This window comes from Vibrio sp. 10N.222.55.B11, from assembly GCF_041473705.1.
Classification (GTDB): Bacteria; Pseudomonadota; Gammaproteobacteria; order Enterobacterales; family Vibrionaceae; genus Vibrio; species Vibrio crassostreae_C.
Genome location: NZ_JBFRST010000052.1, coordinates 1 through 15,968, shown reverse-complemented (window position 1 = coordinate 15,968; position 15,968 = coordinate 1). Strand labels below are relative to the sequence as shown.

Here is a 15,968-nt window from a genome sequence, read left to right as displayed (position 1 = left end):
ATCATTTTTTGGTGAGCTTTCGTGCCCCAGCGGCGAAACGCTGGTCGATGAATTTGAATTAGAGAGAGTTGGGGTTGAGTTTTGTTGCGCCATGAGAGTTTCCTTTCTGTTTGAGTATCACTTTTCGGAGCCGCTTGGCTGTCCGCTCTCTCAACATCGTTCTGCTTTGCAAGGGCGCGCAGCGGCGAAGCCTCCCTTGTAAAGCAGGTTGTGGGGAGAAACGGTTAACAGCCTGCATGCCCGAAAATGATGCGAGTGAAAGAAAATCGACGCATAAGAAAACAAGCCCTTACACGAACTTATTCGAAGACAGAGAGAACAACGAGGAGGAAACGACAAGGCGCTATGACTCTTAGGACAATAACGGGGTTCAAACAAGGCCTAGCTGCAGGGGAACCAAGGCAACGATAAGAGTCATGATTAAAGACACGTTTAAAGTGTTAGTCTTTACAAGGAGAGAAGGCCCAGAACAGGTAATAAGACGCTTCAAGTGTCATGTTCATCCGTGCTAGAAGTTAAGTCCAAACTAAGGCTCTATGAAATGTCTTAAAATAGATACAGAGCCTTAAAAGCAAATATGCATTACATAGGTAATACATATTCAATTCATTTTATTAATCAACTCAACGAGCTCTTCATCATCTATCTTGTCTCGATATAAAGCCAAAGCTCGGTACAGTTTCGCTGCAGACACATTTCTCTCTGTCTGCTCTTGCAGATTTGCTACCCAATCGGTTATCCGTTCTTTATCAGTAAGTGACATTCTAAGAGTCAGAGGAGGCACCATATAAGATGTCGTCACTTTCTTTTTGACAGTCGTAATTCCAGTCGACTTACTTGAACCTTCGTTCTTGTCAGTAGAGATAGCTGTTATAGCTCCTCGTTTTTTCAACTTGCTCATATGTATTACCTATGTATTACATCAAATTCAAAAGAAACGCAGCCAGTTTTCGGTAATCGTTATTAACAAGAGATCCCGATTTATAAAAGCGCACAGGAGAGGAAACGGCATTAGCTTGTCCAACATGCTCAGAACGACGGACAGATACTGGTAGCAATTTATCTTGTACTACCTCCAATTCCTCATCAATGAACTCATTAATAATAGTGTTTCTTGAGTCGACCTCGTTCCTCAAGATCAGATAATTGCCTTCATCCTCCTTAATTTCATAGACAGCTTCGAGTAAAGAGCTAATGCCGTCTAATGAAAATGCACCTGAATCTACAGGGATCAAGATAAGGTCTGAAGCCTGGATTGCGTTAAGAGTCGTTAGGGATAAGTTTGGTGGAGTATCAAGAAGAATGAAATCATAGGTATCACCTAACTTCGCTAATTGCTTTTCTAAAATTCGTTCACGATTAATCTTTGTCAGTGATGTTTCGATGACACGTGACAACTGAACATCAGCGGGAACGACATAGAGGTTTTCAATAGAGTTCCCATTAATCTGTGCAGGTTGAATTAAATCGACAATGGACACAACTTTAGGCTTATCAAACAAAGCAGCCACCGTCTCTTCAAACTTAAAATCACGTTGTCCGGTTAACGTTTTAGAGCAGTTCCCTTGAGGATCGAGGTCAATAACTAACACTTTTCGTTTTCGTGCAAGCTCAGCCCCTAAATTGACAAGAGTCGTGGTTTTTCCAACGCCACCTTTTTGGTTCGCCGCGCTGATGATCTTAGTTTTCATAATAAACACCTCATGTATTACATGTGTAATACACAATAAAAAACAAAAAGCACACTGTCAATGTATTACATATGTAATACACTTTTTCTATCAACACTTAACGTTATCCCCCCGTTACCAGTCGATGATGTCAAGACACTAAAAATCCTAAAGAAAGTGACACCAGCCGCGAGATCACTATCCGTATGAATCAAGTTATTAGGCTCCTCACCAACCAAAACTTCTTGGTTAAGTTAATCCCAAAACTAGAATCAAAGTCAGTTCTGAAATTGAAAATATTGTGACTACGACGGGGGACACTGTTTAAGCATGAATCGGATTCATCAAGTCCCGACGCGCCATCGATATTTGGAGCTATCTGACTCACACCAGAAAGACGCGAATTTAAACCCAAAGAATGGCTAAGTTTTGCCTACTGGCGTGATGAGCAGCGCCAACTGGTTGAACGCCACGACAAGATTGAGTCACCCACTGGGCAGAGTCATGGAAGTGAAATCCCACTGTTCATTGCGGCTGTTTGTAGAAAGGTGTTCCCAAAAGAAAATACCCATAATGAATGAGAAGCCCATTGAGTCTTCTACTCTTAACACGACATCGCCCTGATCTAATAACTCGCCCATCGCTTGTTGGTAAGCTTCTTCGACGATGGTTTGTTCCCAAATACACTCGTATTCGGGTAAGACTTGTTGTCTAGAGATGGTCGACACCCTGAAGCTTAATGCGCCCTCGATACGATGTCGTCGGCTGGTGATCAGTTTAACCTCCGTCCATGAAAGTACTGGTTTGGCGAGGCGCCTAGATTGGCGTTCCTTTTTCTTTTTCGCCATACTCGAGTCTTAACGGATGTAGACCATCAGCTTATCAGAGGTGGCACAGACGCTTGACTGTTTGCTCATACAAAAATCAACATAAACCTTGCTCCGCGCGCATCACAAACAAGATGTACACCTTGTCCCCGTCTTGCTTGCAAAAAACACGACAAGGGTTGACCACAACTTCTCGGTAATTGAGGTGTTCAACTTTGTCAAAAATATTTTGAATCATCTGCTTGGCCGCAACCAGATATTCAAGGGCAATGTATTTCGCGATATCCTTGAGGTCCGATCACGCGGCTCACTCCAAATCACTTCAGCCATTTTGACATATTGTCCTTAGCTTCATCCTGACTCAAGGACTTGCCTTGTGAAATGGCGCGCTCACCACATGCGATCCCTTCAAGGATAACCAAACGGTTTTGCATAAAATGATAGTCGTCCACATCAACCAAATACGCAGAAGGTTTACCGGGTTCGGTGATTAGCACAGGTTCTTTGGTGTCATGTAAGTCCGCTAGGATTTGGGACGCTTGACGCTTGAGGGAAGTAACGAGCTCAACTTTCATAAGAGTAACTCCAAAATAAGAGTAATAAAGTGATACTGTCGTATCACTTTCAAGGTGCCAGGTTTAGCGCAGAGATATTGAGCGTTAAGAATCACTCTTAAGTCATGCTTCTTATGAGTAGGAAACTCACTCAACAACACACAAACAGCAAATGGCGTCACTTTGGTTTCGGCCTTAGAGCCTTGCTATTCTTGTGATAAGATACCCTCACCAGAAAATAATCGATGTGAACAATGTCAGAACATTCATACCACCAACTTCTTAAGTCGACCTTCGAAAACACTCTTCTTCACCTTTACTTCAAAGTGAAAATTTCCAGTCACTTTGTTAAAGAAGAGCAACGAAACAAGATCATCATTGACTTCTTAAAGCCAAAAATCAAACAAGCTCGATATAGCCTTATCAAGAAAAAGCTTAAAACTGTTTGTTTGATGAAGAGTAAGTTTGGCTCAATCGAAAAACACTTAGAAAGCGTTTTATCTCAATATTCAGCGATAGAGAGCAAAAACGACGTTGATAAGCTTTATGCCTTGTTAGAACGCTTTGAGAAGAGCGGATTAGAAACAAAACTTATTGAAGAGACCCCTAAGCAGGAAATGGACGTTGTTTATATCGACAGAGCACATATTGATCATTGCTTCGATAATGAAAACCGTCAGATTGCACCCATTTCGCTGTTTATACATACGAATGAATTAGACAGATTCACTAAGAGCTTAGCAACCCAACCTTATTTCACATATGAGTTGTGCCAAGCAAGTGAAGAGTTGAATAACTATCATTACAAAGTCCACCCAATTAGCTAACCATACTGCTTATCACACACTGTTTAGCCTTAACTGGTCCAAGACTCTTGTGAGTGCTTACCTGTACTTTTCCATCAATTGTCTATCCTGTACCTTAGTAATTGTCCCACAGCTATATGAAGCGCCAACTAACACAACCAAATCTAAAACGTTGGGCACTTCCAGCCCAAATCAAGATGTGTTGTACGCGATTTACCAAGCGGTACTACCGTCCTTTTTTCATCACAATCAAGGCCAATCTTTTGATCTTCTAGCAGTAAGCTGATCAGATATAAGCCTAACGCTGAATGATCTTGGCCATTCGTCTTCACCGCTACGGCTTCAACAATGAATTCAATTCCTGTTGACAGTGTCTCTTTATCTTTAAAAGACATAACTCCTCCCTTAAGTTACTGTGTAAATATACAGCAATATGGAGCGAGTGAATCCATATTTAAACAAATTGAGACATCAATCACATTGAACAGGGTCATGTCGACTCACCCTTAGAACACATTTCATGTCTTTAAAAAGGAGCTCGCGGACAAAAAGTCAGAGAGGTGATGATCGGGTGTCCAATAAATGCAACCTAGTCTTTACTCCAGAATTGAATTTACTAAGAGACCTCGTTTTGACTCGATAGTTACTTGTTATTATTCAACTCAAGGAAAAGCCGACTCAAGCACCGCCTTCTTTATCCCTACTTCATACTCAGCCCTCTCTAACGTTATAGGGGCAGATATCTGATGAACAGCATAATTACCACGAGGCTCTGGCCCATTTCGCCTACTTTCGGATAAAGCAGACTTGACCCATTCAAACAGATAGACGTAACGACTGACGGTCTGGCGACACAAGTTCGCCTTACGCGCCACCAAACCAATCGTGAGCTCCTGATTTTTGCGTAACAGAAACAGACAGGCGCGGATAATTCGGCGAGTGGTCTTCGTCCGACGAAGGTTATGAGTTCTTCTGGCCGCTCTACGCTGCCTTTCCTGTAAACTTAATCCACTATCCAACCTCATCACACCTCGCTGGCAATCTGACCGAGCACAATATTTATCCCAGGTCCAACGAGAGACGCTTTTGACCACCGCTAATACCTCACTGCATGGCAAAGACGGCTTACCCACCAAATTGGCATTATTGACATGTGCAAAGCTCTCTACACGGCATTTAAAATTCGTATAGCTGCCCTTTTCCCTTTCTTCGTCGACGATGTCATAAGCGAACCGGCGGGTACGTTCAAACAAAGTACAATTCCGGGAATAAGAAACGTCACGCTCTTGACGAAGCCACGGCCGCGTACTCTCCAGTTCAAGCGAATCCGCTAACTCGTTAAGTTCATAGACACTGCGGTGAAGTTCGGTTGTTTGCCACCAAGGATGAAAGGGCGTTTTGGCAACAGGCCCTGAATAACTCAAGTCCGCCTCCAGTCGCAAGGCTAACGCGCGATAAATGGCTTTGAGGTACTGAATGGGTTTGGAGCGAGCCTGATCACTGGTGCAAACAGGTACAATGGCATAAAAAAGGTGGGCTTTATTACTGGTACGGTTTCGGACAATCATATTGGGGGGCGGCAACCCTTCATCTTGCCAAATGTAGGGATTGGGGAAAGCTCGGTGTTCATGATCAATATCGAAAACCATCCACGCCTGCATCTCTTTTCGATTGACCTGCATATAGGGCCATCTGACGGCGTAGTTTCGAGGTCGAATTAGCATCGCGGTTTTGTTGTCACTGCACCTCGACAAATAAGGCGCTTCCTCAAGCAGCCGGCTCAAACACGACATAGACGAAGACGCAGCGTATTCAGAATGAGCCGTCATCGGCTCGCCCTCACCGTCCCTAGTCCACGTTGACTTCCAGACTCGCTCTGGATAAACACCCTTTCCAAGGCCTCGTACGTTACGACCGAGTTGACGCTCTTAGTGGCGCCCAATAAGCCTGTCGAACCTGATGAATCCTTTCCATTCAGGCGTTCAATTGCTAAGTGTTCGTCATTTCCCCTCACCGCGCTTTTCACATGACAGCGGAATGCATCACACCATTGGTCTTCGCTCACTACCGCTAGATAGAAGACCGCTTCTTGGCTTGTTTGAAGCACCTTACCGCCTATGACCGCCCACTCATGATTATTCATCACGTTTTCCTTGGCTAACAGGCTCTCCTTTGGGAGCAGCCAATGACGTTACTCAGGCTAAGGACAACGCGTTAAAGCCAACGCTGTCTGATTCTTTGCATTCGCTTTTCAAGACCGAATAAACGAATTCGCAGCCGTACTTGTTCAAACACCCGATTCGAATGCCTTAATTGATACGTTAACCTCATCCACTCAACCAATAATGGCGAAAGTTGACGGTCACATAACTCGCGTCGGATGCGCCTGATATAGCAAAGGCCTCTTCGCTTATCTTCCTCTGTTAATCCATGACCAGACCTTTCAGAAGATGGCTTATGATCCGGAGCAATGAGCATCACCCCTCCGAATGAATACTTGAAACTGATATACCACTAGCGCCCACCTTTCCGCCCTATCGCTTTGAGCAGACCAACACCTTGATTCAGTTTTTCCAAACTATTGAGGAGCAAAACCTGACCGCTGATATTCGCGTGTACGGTCTGAACAATCTCATATTTCTGTGCCCGCGTAAGCCTAGGCTTTCCTGCATACTCCAAAGCCATTCGAGACAACTCACCCGAATGGGTCGAGCTCTCTAGTGCGCACAAAACAAAGGCATCATCCGTAGTGTTGGGCGGTATATAAGCGGTGACCACCCCAAGTCCAAGAAGTAAGCTGTTTACAATGATGTGATTACCGCTCACTTTGGCGAGAGTGATGGCTTCAACACAACTCAGGACATGAGGCTGATCAGGATTAAGTTTATTCCGCAGCATGGTCGGACTCATCCCTATGACCTCTGCCAGCCTAGCCATATTCTCTGACCTAGCGAACACGCAACACGCCTCATTAAAGGCCCCTTGTTTTGTGCGAGAAAATTCGCCTATTGAGTCAATTCCGTTCATAACCAATACTCAATTGAAGAAAGACGAGATGACAACGAAACTCCAACCAAGAATGTTAGCCCCAACGGACAAAGCTCTTTGGTCGAAATTATGAAAGATAAACGCATGGCTATTTACCCCATTCTCTCCAACGTTTCACGCGTTGCCATTTCTAGCAACATGACCATATTGATGAGAGGGGTTTCTTTACCTTTTGCTTTAGTTTTAATAGGTAAGCGACCATCAGCTACCCAATCCATGATGGTGCGTTTCGGCATTCCGGAGAACTGAGAGTATTGGTCGTACGTCATGAAAGGCGTATTTAGGACTACTTGATATGAGAGCATAGTGATATCCTATTCTGTTATTGAATGTTTAATTTCGGAATGACGAGTTGCACCCCACCATTTCGAACTCAATTGCGATTATTGATCACATATGAATAACAAGCAACTTAAAATAGACCAAATATCGTATTTGGGAGGTAGAGATATTATCAAGAAGTTGATAGATATCACGAATTCAGACCGCCAACAGGACGTAGCAGACGTATTTGGCATCCCAAAATCAACAATCGCGACTTGGCGACAGAGAAACCTTACTCCCTTTGAAATTGCAGTAAGGACTCATTTGAGCACTGGAGTCTCACTTGAATGGTTACTTCTAGATAAAGGCGAACCGTACCCTAAAACACCAACCCAAAAGCATATTAATAAGAAGAACGAATCGAAAACTCTTTTCGATATCGACTGTTTCTCTATTGACGACGGTAAATTGGTTGGGAAAGGGATACTTGCATTCGATAAAGCTCTTCTAGACGACTTAGGTGTGAGTAATGTAATAGCAATCAAAGATGGAACTACTACGTTCCTTATAAATAAAGAATCTCACCATGCAGTAAGCGGTACATACCTAGTTGATATGGACGGCCTACTCTCGCTAAACGACATCCAGCGCTTACCAGGCAAAAAGCTAGCAATCAGCTTTAACGGTTCGACTCTAACCGTCGAAGAAGATGAAGTAAGTGTTGTAGGTAGAGTCGCGTTAGTGATAGAAAAGCGTTAACTGTTGCACTCATCTGTTTGAGAGCACTGCAGCTAATTTGATTAATAGCGTCACAGATACTTAACGAGCCTCTTATCGCCCTACCCTCGTGAGAAGTTGCACTTGCAAACTAAAAAAGGCTGCCTTATGGCAGCCTTCTTCTTTGGCTCAATGTTGATCGTTGTGCAATCTCTAAGTAGTCCTGAAACATTTTTGGACAAAAATGAGTTTCAGGAATTCTAATATTAGTGATTCATGAATAACTTTTTATAAGGCAAATTTGGCAATTAATAAGCCTTTGTACAGTGCGCACTTTGTCTGCTTATGTTCAATCGTGCATATCTCCTTGAATCACTGCAACCTATTGTATTTAGAGGTTTTATTATTTAATTATCGCGAAATGAGTAAGAATTACATTTTTCGAGAGTTAGAGTGTCAAATGACCAAGGAAGAGGTCGCTAAACTCTGTTTTAAATCTGTGAGAACTGTCACGGGATGGGACGAAGGAAAACCAATACCGCCTGAGTACAAAAGGCTAATGAGAATGGCAAAAGGTCGAGAACTAAGCATTCGCGAAGACTGGATACAGTTCAAAATGCTATACGACAGAATGGAGCTGCCGACAGGCCAAGTGGTTAGGCCGCAACAGATATTGGCCGGAATTGCGCTATTGGGGATTCAGTCAGAGTTAGAGATTAAAACTTCGACACATTTACTTGGTCTTGCTAGAGCGATAGCCAAACTCAAGAAATAGGACTAGAAAAGTATGATTTTCTTGATAGGAGTTCAAAGTCTAAATTATGTGGACTAACACTATGTGATTCTTGTTGGTAAGGTGACTTTGACTGGAGCAAAGAAATGTCCTGTTTTGATTAATCCAGTCCCTCCTTTTTGGTCATATCAAGGAGAAAAAGCCGGACTCATTGAGTTCGGCTTTTTTATTAAACGAAACTCTAGACTCTAGCCTTTAAAGTAAGAAACGTAGACTTGAGCAAATCCAACTAATATCAATGCAAACGTCAGCTTTGTCATTGCTTTTGATTGGCCTAATGTTTCTTTGTGCTTTCTTTCATCTTGCTCATGTTGCGATAATGAAACCAAAGCATGGCTAGATAACTTATAAGCATTGTTCACTTTTTCTAAGTCACCACTTGCTACGAGCGAATCTAATAGCAATTCATTATAGTTTAAGTTTCGGTTTCGGTCTGGATGATAATACCAACGCTGAGAATGTAACAGGCTTGTAAGGTCATAGGCGGCAATACAGTAATTTTTTTTATCAATTGTCTTTTCTAGTATCAGTTGTAATGTAGTCATCCGTTCAGTGCGAGTTAATTCCCTTCTGTTGTAGAATATTTGCGCAGCTTTGTTGAACTGTATGCTCAATTGATAGTATGGAAAAAAACCTTTCAAAATGTAATCAAATAAGCTTGAAAACTGAATATCAAAAGTTTTATAGAAATGAGTAATTTCAAAATTAGCTTTATCAATATCTTCAAAGGTTACGTGTAACTCTTCAGCGTAACCATCCTGACCCCATTGGCGTCCATTAACTCCATTATCATCAATGCTATCCGCTAGAATATCCCAAGAGTTATCTTTCGCTTTTATATACATGACATAGCAATCAACTTCTGATGCTTTCTCACCTGTACGAGGAATTCTTTGAGGGGCAGGGTTAGACAAAATCTGCCCAATAGCCAAACGATAGATTTTATTCAATTTATGACCTTATTCTGTGGTGTGATGTATACAAGCTACATTGAGCCGAGCTCTATGAATGTTGCCTAGTACCGAATTCATCTCAATATGAGTCTCACGTATTTGATTTACGCCAAAACAGATTAGCTACGAGTTCATGGTGGTAAGTTGCGCTATCAGTGTCGAAATGTGAACACGTAAAGAGGCTATATATCAGGAATATGATATTTTTTGAGTGAGTTACGATATCTTCAGCATCACTAAATTTAAGACCAAAATCAGATGCATCATACATTTTTCGCTGTGTTTTTACTGTTGCAAATTCTTTGTGAGCTATCATTTGATTCCTAGCGTCATCTACGCGTTGAGCTAACTCTGATTTTTTTAGTTCACAATATTCGAGCTGGACTTTAGATAACATGTCTTCAAATGCATTTTGCTTAATCTCAATATCATGTTGTTTAATTATATTGTTAATGAATTCATCGTCACCGATAACATCATTCGGTATGCAAAATCGTTCTTTCAAACGTTTTACGGTCTGAGGGTTCTCTAGGGCCTTAATGAGGTTGTGAATACTTGCTACTTTTTTATGGGTATCGAATAAAATCGCACGCATGTCTGACAAAATGTGCAAATATAAAACCAAACGCAGAGCGCTCACACCATCAACTGCATAAGTGTTGTCCCACTTAGAGTAGGTATCCTTGTCTTCAAGCAATGGCTTCAATAATTTTAGGTTTTGATCAACTATAAAATAGCTATTCACAATACCGTTGATCATCAGTATATTTTTCTCAATTTGTTTATCCATTATGCTCATAAATACCCTAAGTGCTGAACAGAATTAAGCCAAACTTTATTCATGGTTCTTTAATTAGCACAATTCTACTAGAGATTTGTTTTTATGAACAATTACTTATCGCAGGAATAAGGGAAAGGAGCTTAGGTAAGTAACTAGCGCGCAAGCTTGCAACTAGAGCTGGGTTATGTGGGTGCTAATAGCTAGGTCGAATTTACCACGTGATACAACACGGGGATTCACAACTAACAGCATTAGAAGAATGGATAACTTTTAGTAAGGCAAAACCAATTAACAGGATATGAATGAGTATTTACTCTCTCTGATAATGGGGCATAAATCAGTTTCTGAAAATTGAGCATTAGTGTGATCACCAAGCGATTCTGTCGTATCGTAACTACCAAGCGGCTTTGCTCAATTAGTAAAATAATTAGAACCCAAAAGTATGGGGAATCGCAGGGCTTAGATACCCAAGAACAGGGACTTATCTTCCTTTAATCTAACCATTTTTCTAGTTAGACATAGACCTTCGGAGCTTGTCACTTTGGGCAAAAAGTAAAAATAGAATAAAGCAGATGATGGCAAGTCCTGAAGATATTCCCAGCATCAATAAGCTTTCTTCATATATCAGAGGTAAAGCTATTGATAAAAAAGCGAGTATGACAACAAATAATTCACACCCCGCCCCCAAAATAGGACGCTGATGACGAAATACTGCCCATTGATAAACCATTGTTGCTAACCTCCTTGTGGCTTAGCTTAATTACTCTCTTAAGTTAAAAATACGTTAAGGAAAACTTTGATCTCATTTTAGACTAGGAAATCAGCTTAGGTAAGTAACGTCCGATATGCTCCTCTATTATATTAAGTAACAACATCCTCTTTCATGGAAGGTCATTTAATATTATTTATTGATAATTAAATTATTAATGCTCACCTCCTCATCAGTAAGGATGATTATAAAATTAATATAATACCGACCCACAACACAACCTAAGGAAAGAATTAGTAATAGTAAATATATTCCTATCCTTTCTACAATTTCATGTTAGCTCTCGTAATAAATATAAATAAACAATAAATAAACAATAAATAAACATTAGAAATTTAAAATAGTTATGTAGAATTTGTTTGGCTGTCAATAGCTCAATCTCAATACAGTCAAACAAATTATTATTTTTAGGAGAAAAAATTATGGGTAACAAACGTTCAGAAATTAACGGTCCAACGGGTCCAAATCTTGAATTTTTCTTTTCAGAGCAGAGCACCAAAAAAAACACCAGAGAGCGCTATTTCCTCGCCTTCTTAGCTTAAGTTCAAATTTTGAGGAGTGTCATATGTGTCTATATCCAATAGAACGTGAGTTCACTAGTCGACAAGCTGTCGAGGCGATTAAACTATGGTTAAAGGAGCACAACCTTCACTCCTCACTTTACACTACGGAAGATAATCTGGTAGCAACTGTGGAGCTTTCATCTTCAACAGGCAGCCCCTTGTCAAGTGGTTCTGGAAAAGGGAGTTGGGCGGTAACAGGAGCTTATTTTGAAGCTTTTGAGCACATGATGTTGAAGCATCATTTTACTTCTTCTCATATTGAGGTAGTTCAGTTAAAGGACTGGTTAAGATCAAAGAACTGCCACCCTCAATGTCTCTTTGGAAAGACTCTGACGGAGTACGACAATGATTTATTGAAATTCTCAAACTACCACTCTATTTTATCCTTAGAAAAATACCTTGTACCTGAAACTTTAGTTAATCCTTTTTACATTGAAACTCTTCAGCCAAATGATGCGTATTGCTTTCTTAATAAATATACATCCAACAGTGGTTGGGCGTCAGGATCTTCATTTGAGGAAACAGTGCTTCATGGTGCTAACGAAGTTGTCGAGCGCCATTGTTTAAGCGAATTATATAAACAGTACATAGGTTTTTCTGAGTATACGGGTGAATTCTATCGAATCATCCCACCAAAAGAACTGTTGCAGAAATATCAGCCTTCTCTCCCCAATATTGATGAAGTTTCTTTTATCATGTCTACTACGCTATTCGATTCCTATTTCTGTGCGTGCGTAATGCCTTCTACTGCTAGCCCTATGGCATTTCGCTCGTCTGGAGTTTCATATTCAGAATTTCATGCGATAGAAAGAGCACTTTCAGAACTCGTTCAAAATATAGAAAACTATGACGACGCTGAGCTTGATTGCGATCTTAAGGTAACCGAGTTTCTAAATAAATACGATAAGCTATGTCAAATTACAGATCTTTCAAAGTTAGACAGATTACCTCTTATGGATTTCTCTAAACTGACACAAGATTCAATGGATTTTAGGGACCATTACGGAAGTCTATTAAGTTCTGTTAAAGAAAAAGAGTATGACTTACTTGTCCATACTGCATTTAGTCAGGAAAAAATCTGGCTTACATCTACATATATACCCGGATTAGAGCGTTTCAACATTATAGATAAAGGGAAACTAGTCGTCCCTCTGGGACGTAAGTAATGCCTATAAGTACCTATCTAAAGTATTTTTCACTCTTTTCTGTTTTGCTTTTAATGAAAGTAAATCTGGCTTTGCCTTCTTATTTAATCGGACAGATAATTAACATTACCTCTCAATCCCCCAAGTTGGAAGGCTTGGGGAATTTGTTAAATTATCTACTATTATCTACATTAGTGACTATTATTATATCTCCTTTTTTTACATATTTTTTTGAACAGGAGGTACAAATCAACGTCGAAACTAAATCACGCTCATTATTTAGTCAGTTAATACGAAAACCCTTTAGTCATTTTAAACGCTTAGAAATTGGTTCATTAGCCAGTAAGTTTGAAAGAGGTCTAGGATCTTATGAACAGTTCATAAACCTGAGCGTCTCTCGAGGTTTACCTTTAACCATTGAGTTGTTTGCCTTAGGTTGCGCGATTATTTTCTTTAGTGGATGGTTGACCTTTACTCTTGTGGTTTTTGTCCTAATGATAGCCACAATGATTAAAACTCTAATTATTAGGCTAAGACGCCCTCACATCAGTCGAGTTAATGAGGCAGAGGATGAAATACTCGATCAAATTGTTGGTGTGTTTTCTGGTATACGTACGATCCAATCAAATCGTGTCGAAGGGTTCTTTGAAAAACGTCTAGGCCCATTCTTTGAAAATTATAGACAAGCAACTGTATCTCTTGCGGTCAGTAGGAGTGTATTTGATGGTGTCGCTATAGCGACACACAGCTTAATATCGCTTTCCATTATCACCTTGTTCATATTCTACTTGTTTCCAGAACAACACTCTGATGCTGGACAGCTCGTCACTGCGCTGCTTTTATCTGCTAGTTTAACAAGGGCTTTTACTGGGTTATTAGATGTATATAGGTTACTTGACCAAAGTCGTGAAGATTTTTCAGCATTAAAAGGGATCTTAGAGCACGAAGAGAAGCTAACTGGAGTTAGCCAAGTATTGAATCAGGTCCTAGAAGAGCTGGCGAAACCAAATGTAAATACCATCGCCGTTATAGGTAAAAGTGGTCAAGGTAAAACAATCTTACTCGATACTCTTGCAGGTTTATTAACACCAACGCCTGTATCTCACCTCTCTTCTAACTACCTAGAGCAAAACAATTTTGTTTTCTCGGGAAGTGTTTATGAAAACCTTTCCCTTGGAAAAAAGATGGATAATGATTGGTTGACAAGTCAGATAGACAAAGTAGGACTATCATCTAGGTTAACATTAGATTCTGAACTACAAGGTAACGGTCAGAACCTAAGTGGCGGTGAAAAGCGCAGGCTGTGTTTTCTTAGAGCCTATATTCATTCCCCTGAATTGTTACTACTGGATGAACCAACAACAGGCTTAGACAGTGAAACAGGCCAAGGTTTGTGGGAGATAATTTTTAGTCTCTTAGAGCCACAAACTAAGTTGGTTGTTGTGACACATGACAGTTCTTACTTAGACCACTTCGATAAAGTCATCACTCTAGATTAACTACTTGGCGTAATGCCACAACCTACTTCCGTAAATAGCTAAAGATAAGAGGTTATACCTCTCAGGGTTTATGAGATTCTGTCACATAAAGGATCTTCTCTACAAAGTCGCTTGGTGATCACATGAGCTAACCACGGCAGCTAACTCAATGTTGGAGAGAAATGAGTTTCGGAGAACCAAGTATTAGCAAATCACGAATTAGCATAAGTATGGAAAGTCACTAAGCTCACTGTCCAGTATTAATGGTGCACATCAATTAACTTAATAAAGAGGCTTCGGGCTTGTTCAACACTCGGGATTTAGTATTGGCTGCGCAACACCTTAATCCTTATTCACTATAGCGCTACTAAATTGGCATACCTAACTGTTTTTTTAACGTATATGTATATAGTTCAAACGCTTGTTTATAACTGGTTTCGGTCTTTGACACTTTATCTATAGCGAATTGCCTAATTATTACCTTTGCTTCATTTTCATAATATTTTTGAGAAAACATATCGACATTTTCACTTTCATTAATGCGTGATTTTTCCATCAGTTCATCATATAAATTGAATTTGTCATATGAACTATTATAAATCGAGCTATTTATCCCTTCATTAGTAATCTCATTTACTACACGATAGACATAAAAAGAAACTGCCGCATTTTCTGAGCTAGTTAAGGATTTATTAAGTTCATTTAAAGTTATATTTTTTTGCTTTACTTCATCTAGTAAATTGGTTAACTGTTTTTCTTTATTAAGAATATCACTATTTTGTTTACGAATTGTTGCCTTCATAACAGATAGCTCACTCTTTTTTTCTGTAAGACTAGCAGTGATTTCATTTAGCTTCATAGACGAAAGAGCTAGGCTTTCATTACTTTTTTTCAGATCATTTTTTACAACTTGAAATTGTTGATTTACTTCACCCAATTTATATTGTGCTAACGTTCGGTCTTTTTCTAAGTTTTGTACTTCAATAGCTAAGCTAACAGCTAATGAACTTGTATCATTAAGTTCTTGCTGCTTATCAAAGATCGGCTTTACTGAATACACATATGAATATGCCACAATGCCTAACATTAAAGGCGCGCTCAATTTATAAACTCTATCGAGCCATAGGTCTTTTTTTAACATTTAATTCACTTCTTATTTTTATACTCTGCGCTATAACGCCGCGTTCTTGCGAATCCCCTCATAATCAGGCGTAAAAACAATGAGGTAGACGCGCATCGCCGTCTTTGATCTAATGAATATCGCTGAACACACATTTCGAACAAGTGGATTAACAATGCACGACATTCAGATTCTACAACAAACCATACAAAACCAATGCCCCTCCATTCACAAAAAACGCGTTAGTTCTCTGATACTTGCTACAAAAAGTGTACTTGACGGCTCAGACTTAATGCTGATTAAACTAGGTCGCAAACTGGGAACTAATACCACGGTAAAACATGCGATCAAACGCGTTGATAGACTGCTTGGAAATCGCCAACTACATCGTGAAAAAGACCTTATTTATAAATGGCATTCCTACTTAATAACTCATGCCCTATGATCCTTGTGGATTGGCCTGATGTTCGTGAACAACTT

Annotated in this window: 18 protein-coding genes and 1 pseudogene; 5 read left to right on the top strand and 14 right to left on the bottom strand. The window is 40.1% G+C overall.

Translation table 11 applies throughout. The annotated features are described in order from the left end of the window. Positions 1–601 precede the first annotated feature (601 nt). From AB4503_RS18800 to AB4503_RS18780, 5 genes and pseudogenes are all read right to left on the bottom strand, one after another. A complete protein-coding gene (locus AB4503_RS18800) occupies positions 602–901 on the bottom strand; it encodes a hypothetical protein (RefSeq protein ID WP_016799982.1) in 300 nt (99 codons plus the stop codon). Between the two features lie 16 nt (positions 902–917). Continuing rightward, positions 918–1,691 carry a ParA family protein gene (locus AB4503_RS18795; protein ID WP_016799981.1) on the bottom strand — a complete coding sequence of 258 codons (774 nt, stop codon included), beginning with the start codon at positions 1,689–1,691 and terminating at the stop codon, positions 918–920. A gap of 464 nt (positions 1,692–2,155) precedes the next feature. Next, the gene (locus AB4503_RS18790; protein WP_230851764.1) at positions 2,156–2,518 is read right to left on the bottom strand and encodes a hypothetical protein; all 363 of its coding nucleotides are present in this window, start codon (positions 2,516–2,518) and stop codon (positions 2,156–2,158) included. Positions 2,519–2,594: 76 nt separating this feature from the next. Further along, a pseudogene (locus AB4503_RS18785) lies at positions 2,595–2,827 on the bottom strand (type II toxin-antitoxin system RelE/ParE family toxin). After that, positions 2,815–3,072, bottom strand: a complete 258-nt coding sequence (locus tag AB4503_RS18780) for a type II toxin-antitoxin system Phd/YefM family antitoxin (RefSeq protein WP_017091828.1) — start codon at positions 3,070–3,072, stop codon at positions 2,815–2,817. Before AB4503_RS18780 ends, AB4503_RS18785 begins: the two are co-directional and overlap by 13 nt. Before the next feature lie 233 nt (positions 3,073–3,305). On the opposite strand from AB4503_RS18780, the gene AB4503_RS18775 reads away from it, so the two are divergent. After that, a complete protein-coding gene (locus AB4503_RS18775) occupies positions 3,306–3,878 on the top strand; it encodes a DUF2913 family protein (RefSeq protein WP_017091827.1) in 573 nt (190 codons plus the stop codon). A 143-nt stretch (positions 3,879–4,021) separates the two neighbouring features. On the opposite strand, the gene AB4503_RS18770 is transcribed toward AB4503_RS18775, so the two are convergent. From AB4503_RS18770 to AB4503_RS18750, 5 genes are all read right to left on the bottom strand, one after another. Beyond that, positions 4,022–4,252 (bottom strand): hypothetical protein, encoded by a 231-nt coding sequence (locus tag AB4503_RS18770; RefSeq protein ID WP_016799977.1) that lies wholly within the window; start codon positions 4,250–4,252, stop codon positions 4,022–4,024. A gap of 267 nt (positions 4,253–4,519) precedes the next feature. Then, positions 4,520–5,686, bottom strand: a complete 1,167-nt coding sequence (locus AB4503_RS18765; RefSeq protein WP_017091826.1) for a replication initiation protein — start codon at positions 5,684–5,686, stop codon at positions 4,520–4,522. Then, positions 5,683–6,000, bottom strand: a complete 318-nt coding sequence (locus AB4503_RS18760; RefSeq protein WP_017091825.1) for a hypothetical protein — start codon at positions 5,998–6,000, stop codon at positions 5,683–5,685. Before AB4503_RS18760 ends, AB4503_RS18765 begins: the two co-directional genes overlap by 4 nt. 371 nt (positions 6,001–6,371) lie before the next feature. After that, positions 6,372–6,794 carry a phage regulatory CII family protein gene (locus AB4503_RS18755; RefSeq protein WP_318276423.1) on the bottom strand — a complete coding sequence of 141 codons (423 nt, stop codon included), beginning with the start codon at positions 6,792–6,794 and terminating at the stop codon, positions 6,372–6,374. Positions 6,795–6,997: 203 nt separating this feature from the next. After that, positions 6,998–7,210 (bottom strand): hypothetical protein, encoded by a 213-nt coding sequence (locus AB4503_RS18750; protein ID WP_029203682.1) that lies wholly within the window; start codon positions 7,208–7,210, stop codon positions 6,998–7,000. 91 nt (positions 7,211–7,301) lie between these two features. Here AB4503_RS18750 and AB4503_RS18745 point away from each other — a divergent pair, with 91 nt between their 5' ends. Next, a complete protein-coding gene (locus AB4503_RS18745; protein ID WP_372115548.1) occupies positions 7,302–7,928 on the top strand; it encodes a phage repressor protein CI in 627 nt (208 codons plus the stop codon). A 379-nt stretch (positions 7,929–8,307) separates the two neighbouring features. Continuing rightward, the gene (locus AB4503_RS18740) at positions 8,308–8,661 is read left to right on the top strand and encodes a regulator (protein WP_372115547.1); all 354 of its coding nucleotides are present in this window, start codon (positions 8,308–8,310) and stop codon (positions 8,659–8,661) included. 206 nt (positions 8,662–8,867) lie between these two features. Here the strand turns inward: AB4503_RS18740 and AB4503_RS18735 are convergent, their stop codons facing one another. The 3 genes from AB4503_RS18735 to AB4503_RS18725 all read right to left on the bottom strand — a co-directional run bounded on the left by AB4503_RS18735 (position 8,868) and on the right by AB4503_RS18725 (position 11,143). Next, on the bottom strand, positions 8,868–9,629 hold the full coding sequence (locus AB4503_RS18735; RefSeq protein ID WP_017096417.1) for a hypothetical protein: 762 nt from the start codon (positions 9,627–9,629) through the stop codon (positions 8,868–8,870). 94 nt (positions 9,630–9,723) lie between these two features. Beyond that, entirely contained in the window at positions 9,724–10,422 is a 699-nt protein-coding gene (locus tag AB4503_RS18730; protein WP_372115546.1) for a hypothetical protein, read from the bottom strand. A 499-nt stretch (positions 10,423–10,921) separates the two neighbouring features. Then, positions 10,922–11,143, bottom strand: a complete 222-nt coding sequence (locus tag AB4503_RS18725) for a hypothetical protein (protein ID WP_048664328.1) — start codon at positions 11,141–11,143, stop codon at positions 10,922–10,924. Between the two features lie 604 nt (positions 11,144–11,747). Between AB4503_RS18725 and AB4503_RS18720 the strand changes: the two genes are divergently transcribed. Both AB4503_RS18720 and AB4503_RS18715 read left to right on the top strand, forming a co-directional pair. Then, entirely contained in the window at positions 11,748–12,911 is a 1,164-nt protein-coding gene (locus AB4503_RS18720) for a YcaO-like family protein (RefSeq protein ID WP_372115545.1), read from the top strand. After that, complete coding sequence (locus AB4503_RS18715) at positions 12,911–14,389, top strand: ATP-binding cassette domain-containing protein (protein WP_372115544.1); 1,479 nt, start codon at positions 12,911–12,913, stop codon at positions 14,387–14,389. Before AB4503_RS18720 ends, AB4503_RS18715 begins: the two co-directional genes overlap by 1 nt. Positions 14,390–14,735: 346 nt before the next feature. On the opposite strand, the gene AB4503_RS18710 is transcribed toward AB4503_RS18715, so the two are convergent. Further along, positions 14,736–15,509, bottom strand: coding sequence for a hypothetical protein (locus AB4503_RS18710; RefSeq protein ID WP_054543247.1), 774 nt, complete (start codon positions 15,507–15,509; stop codon positions 14,736–14,738). Positions 15,510–15,968: the final 459 nt, after the last annotated feature.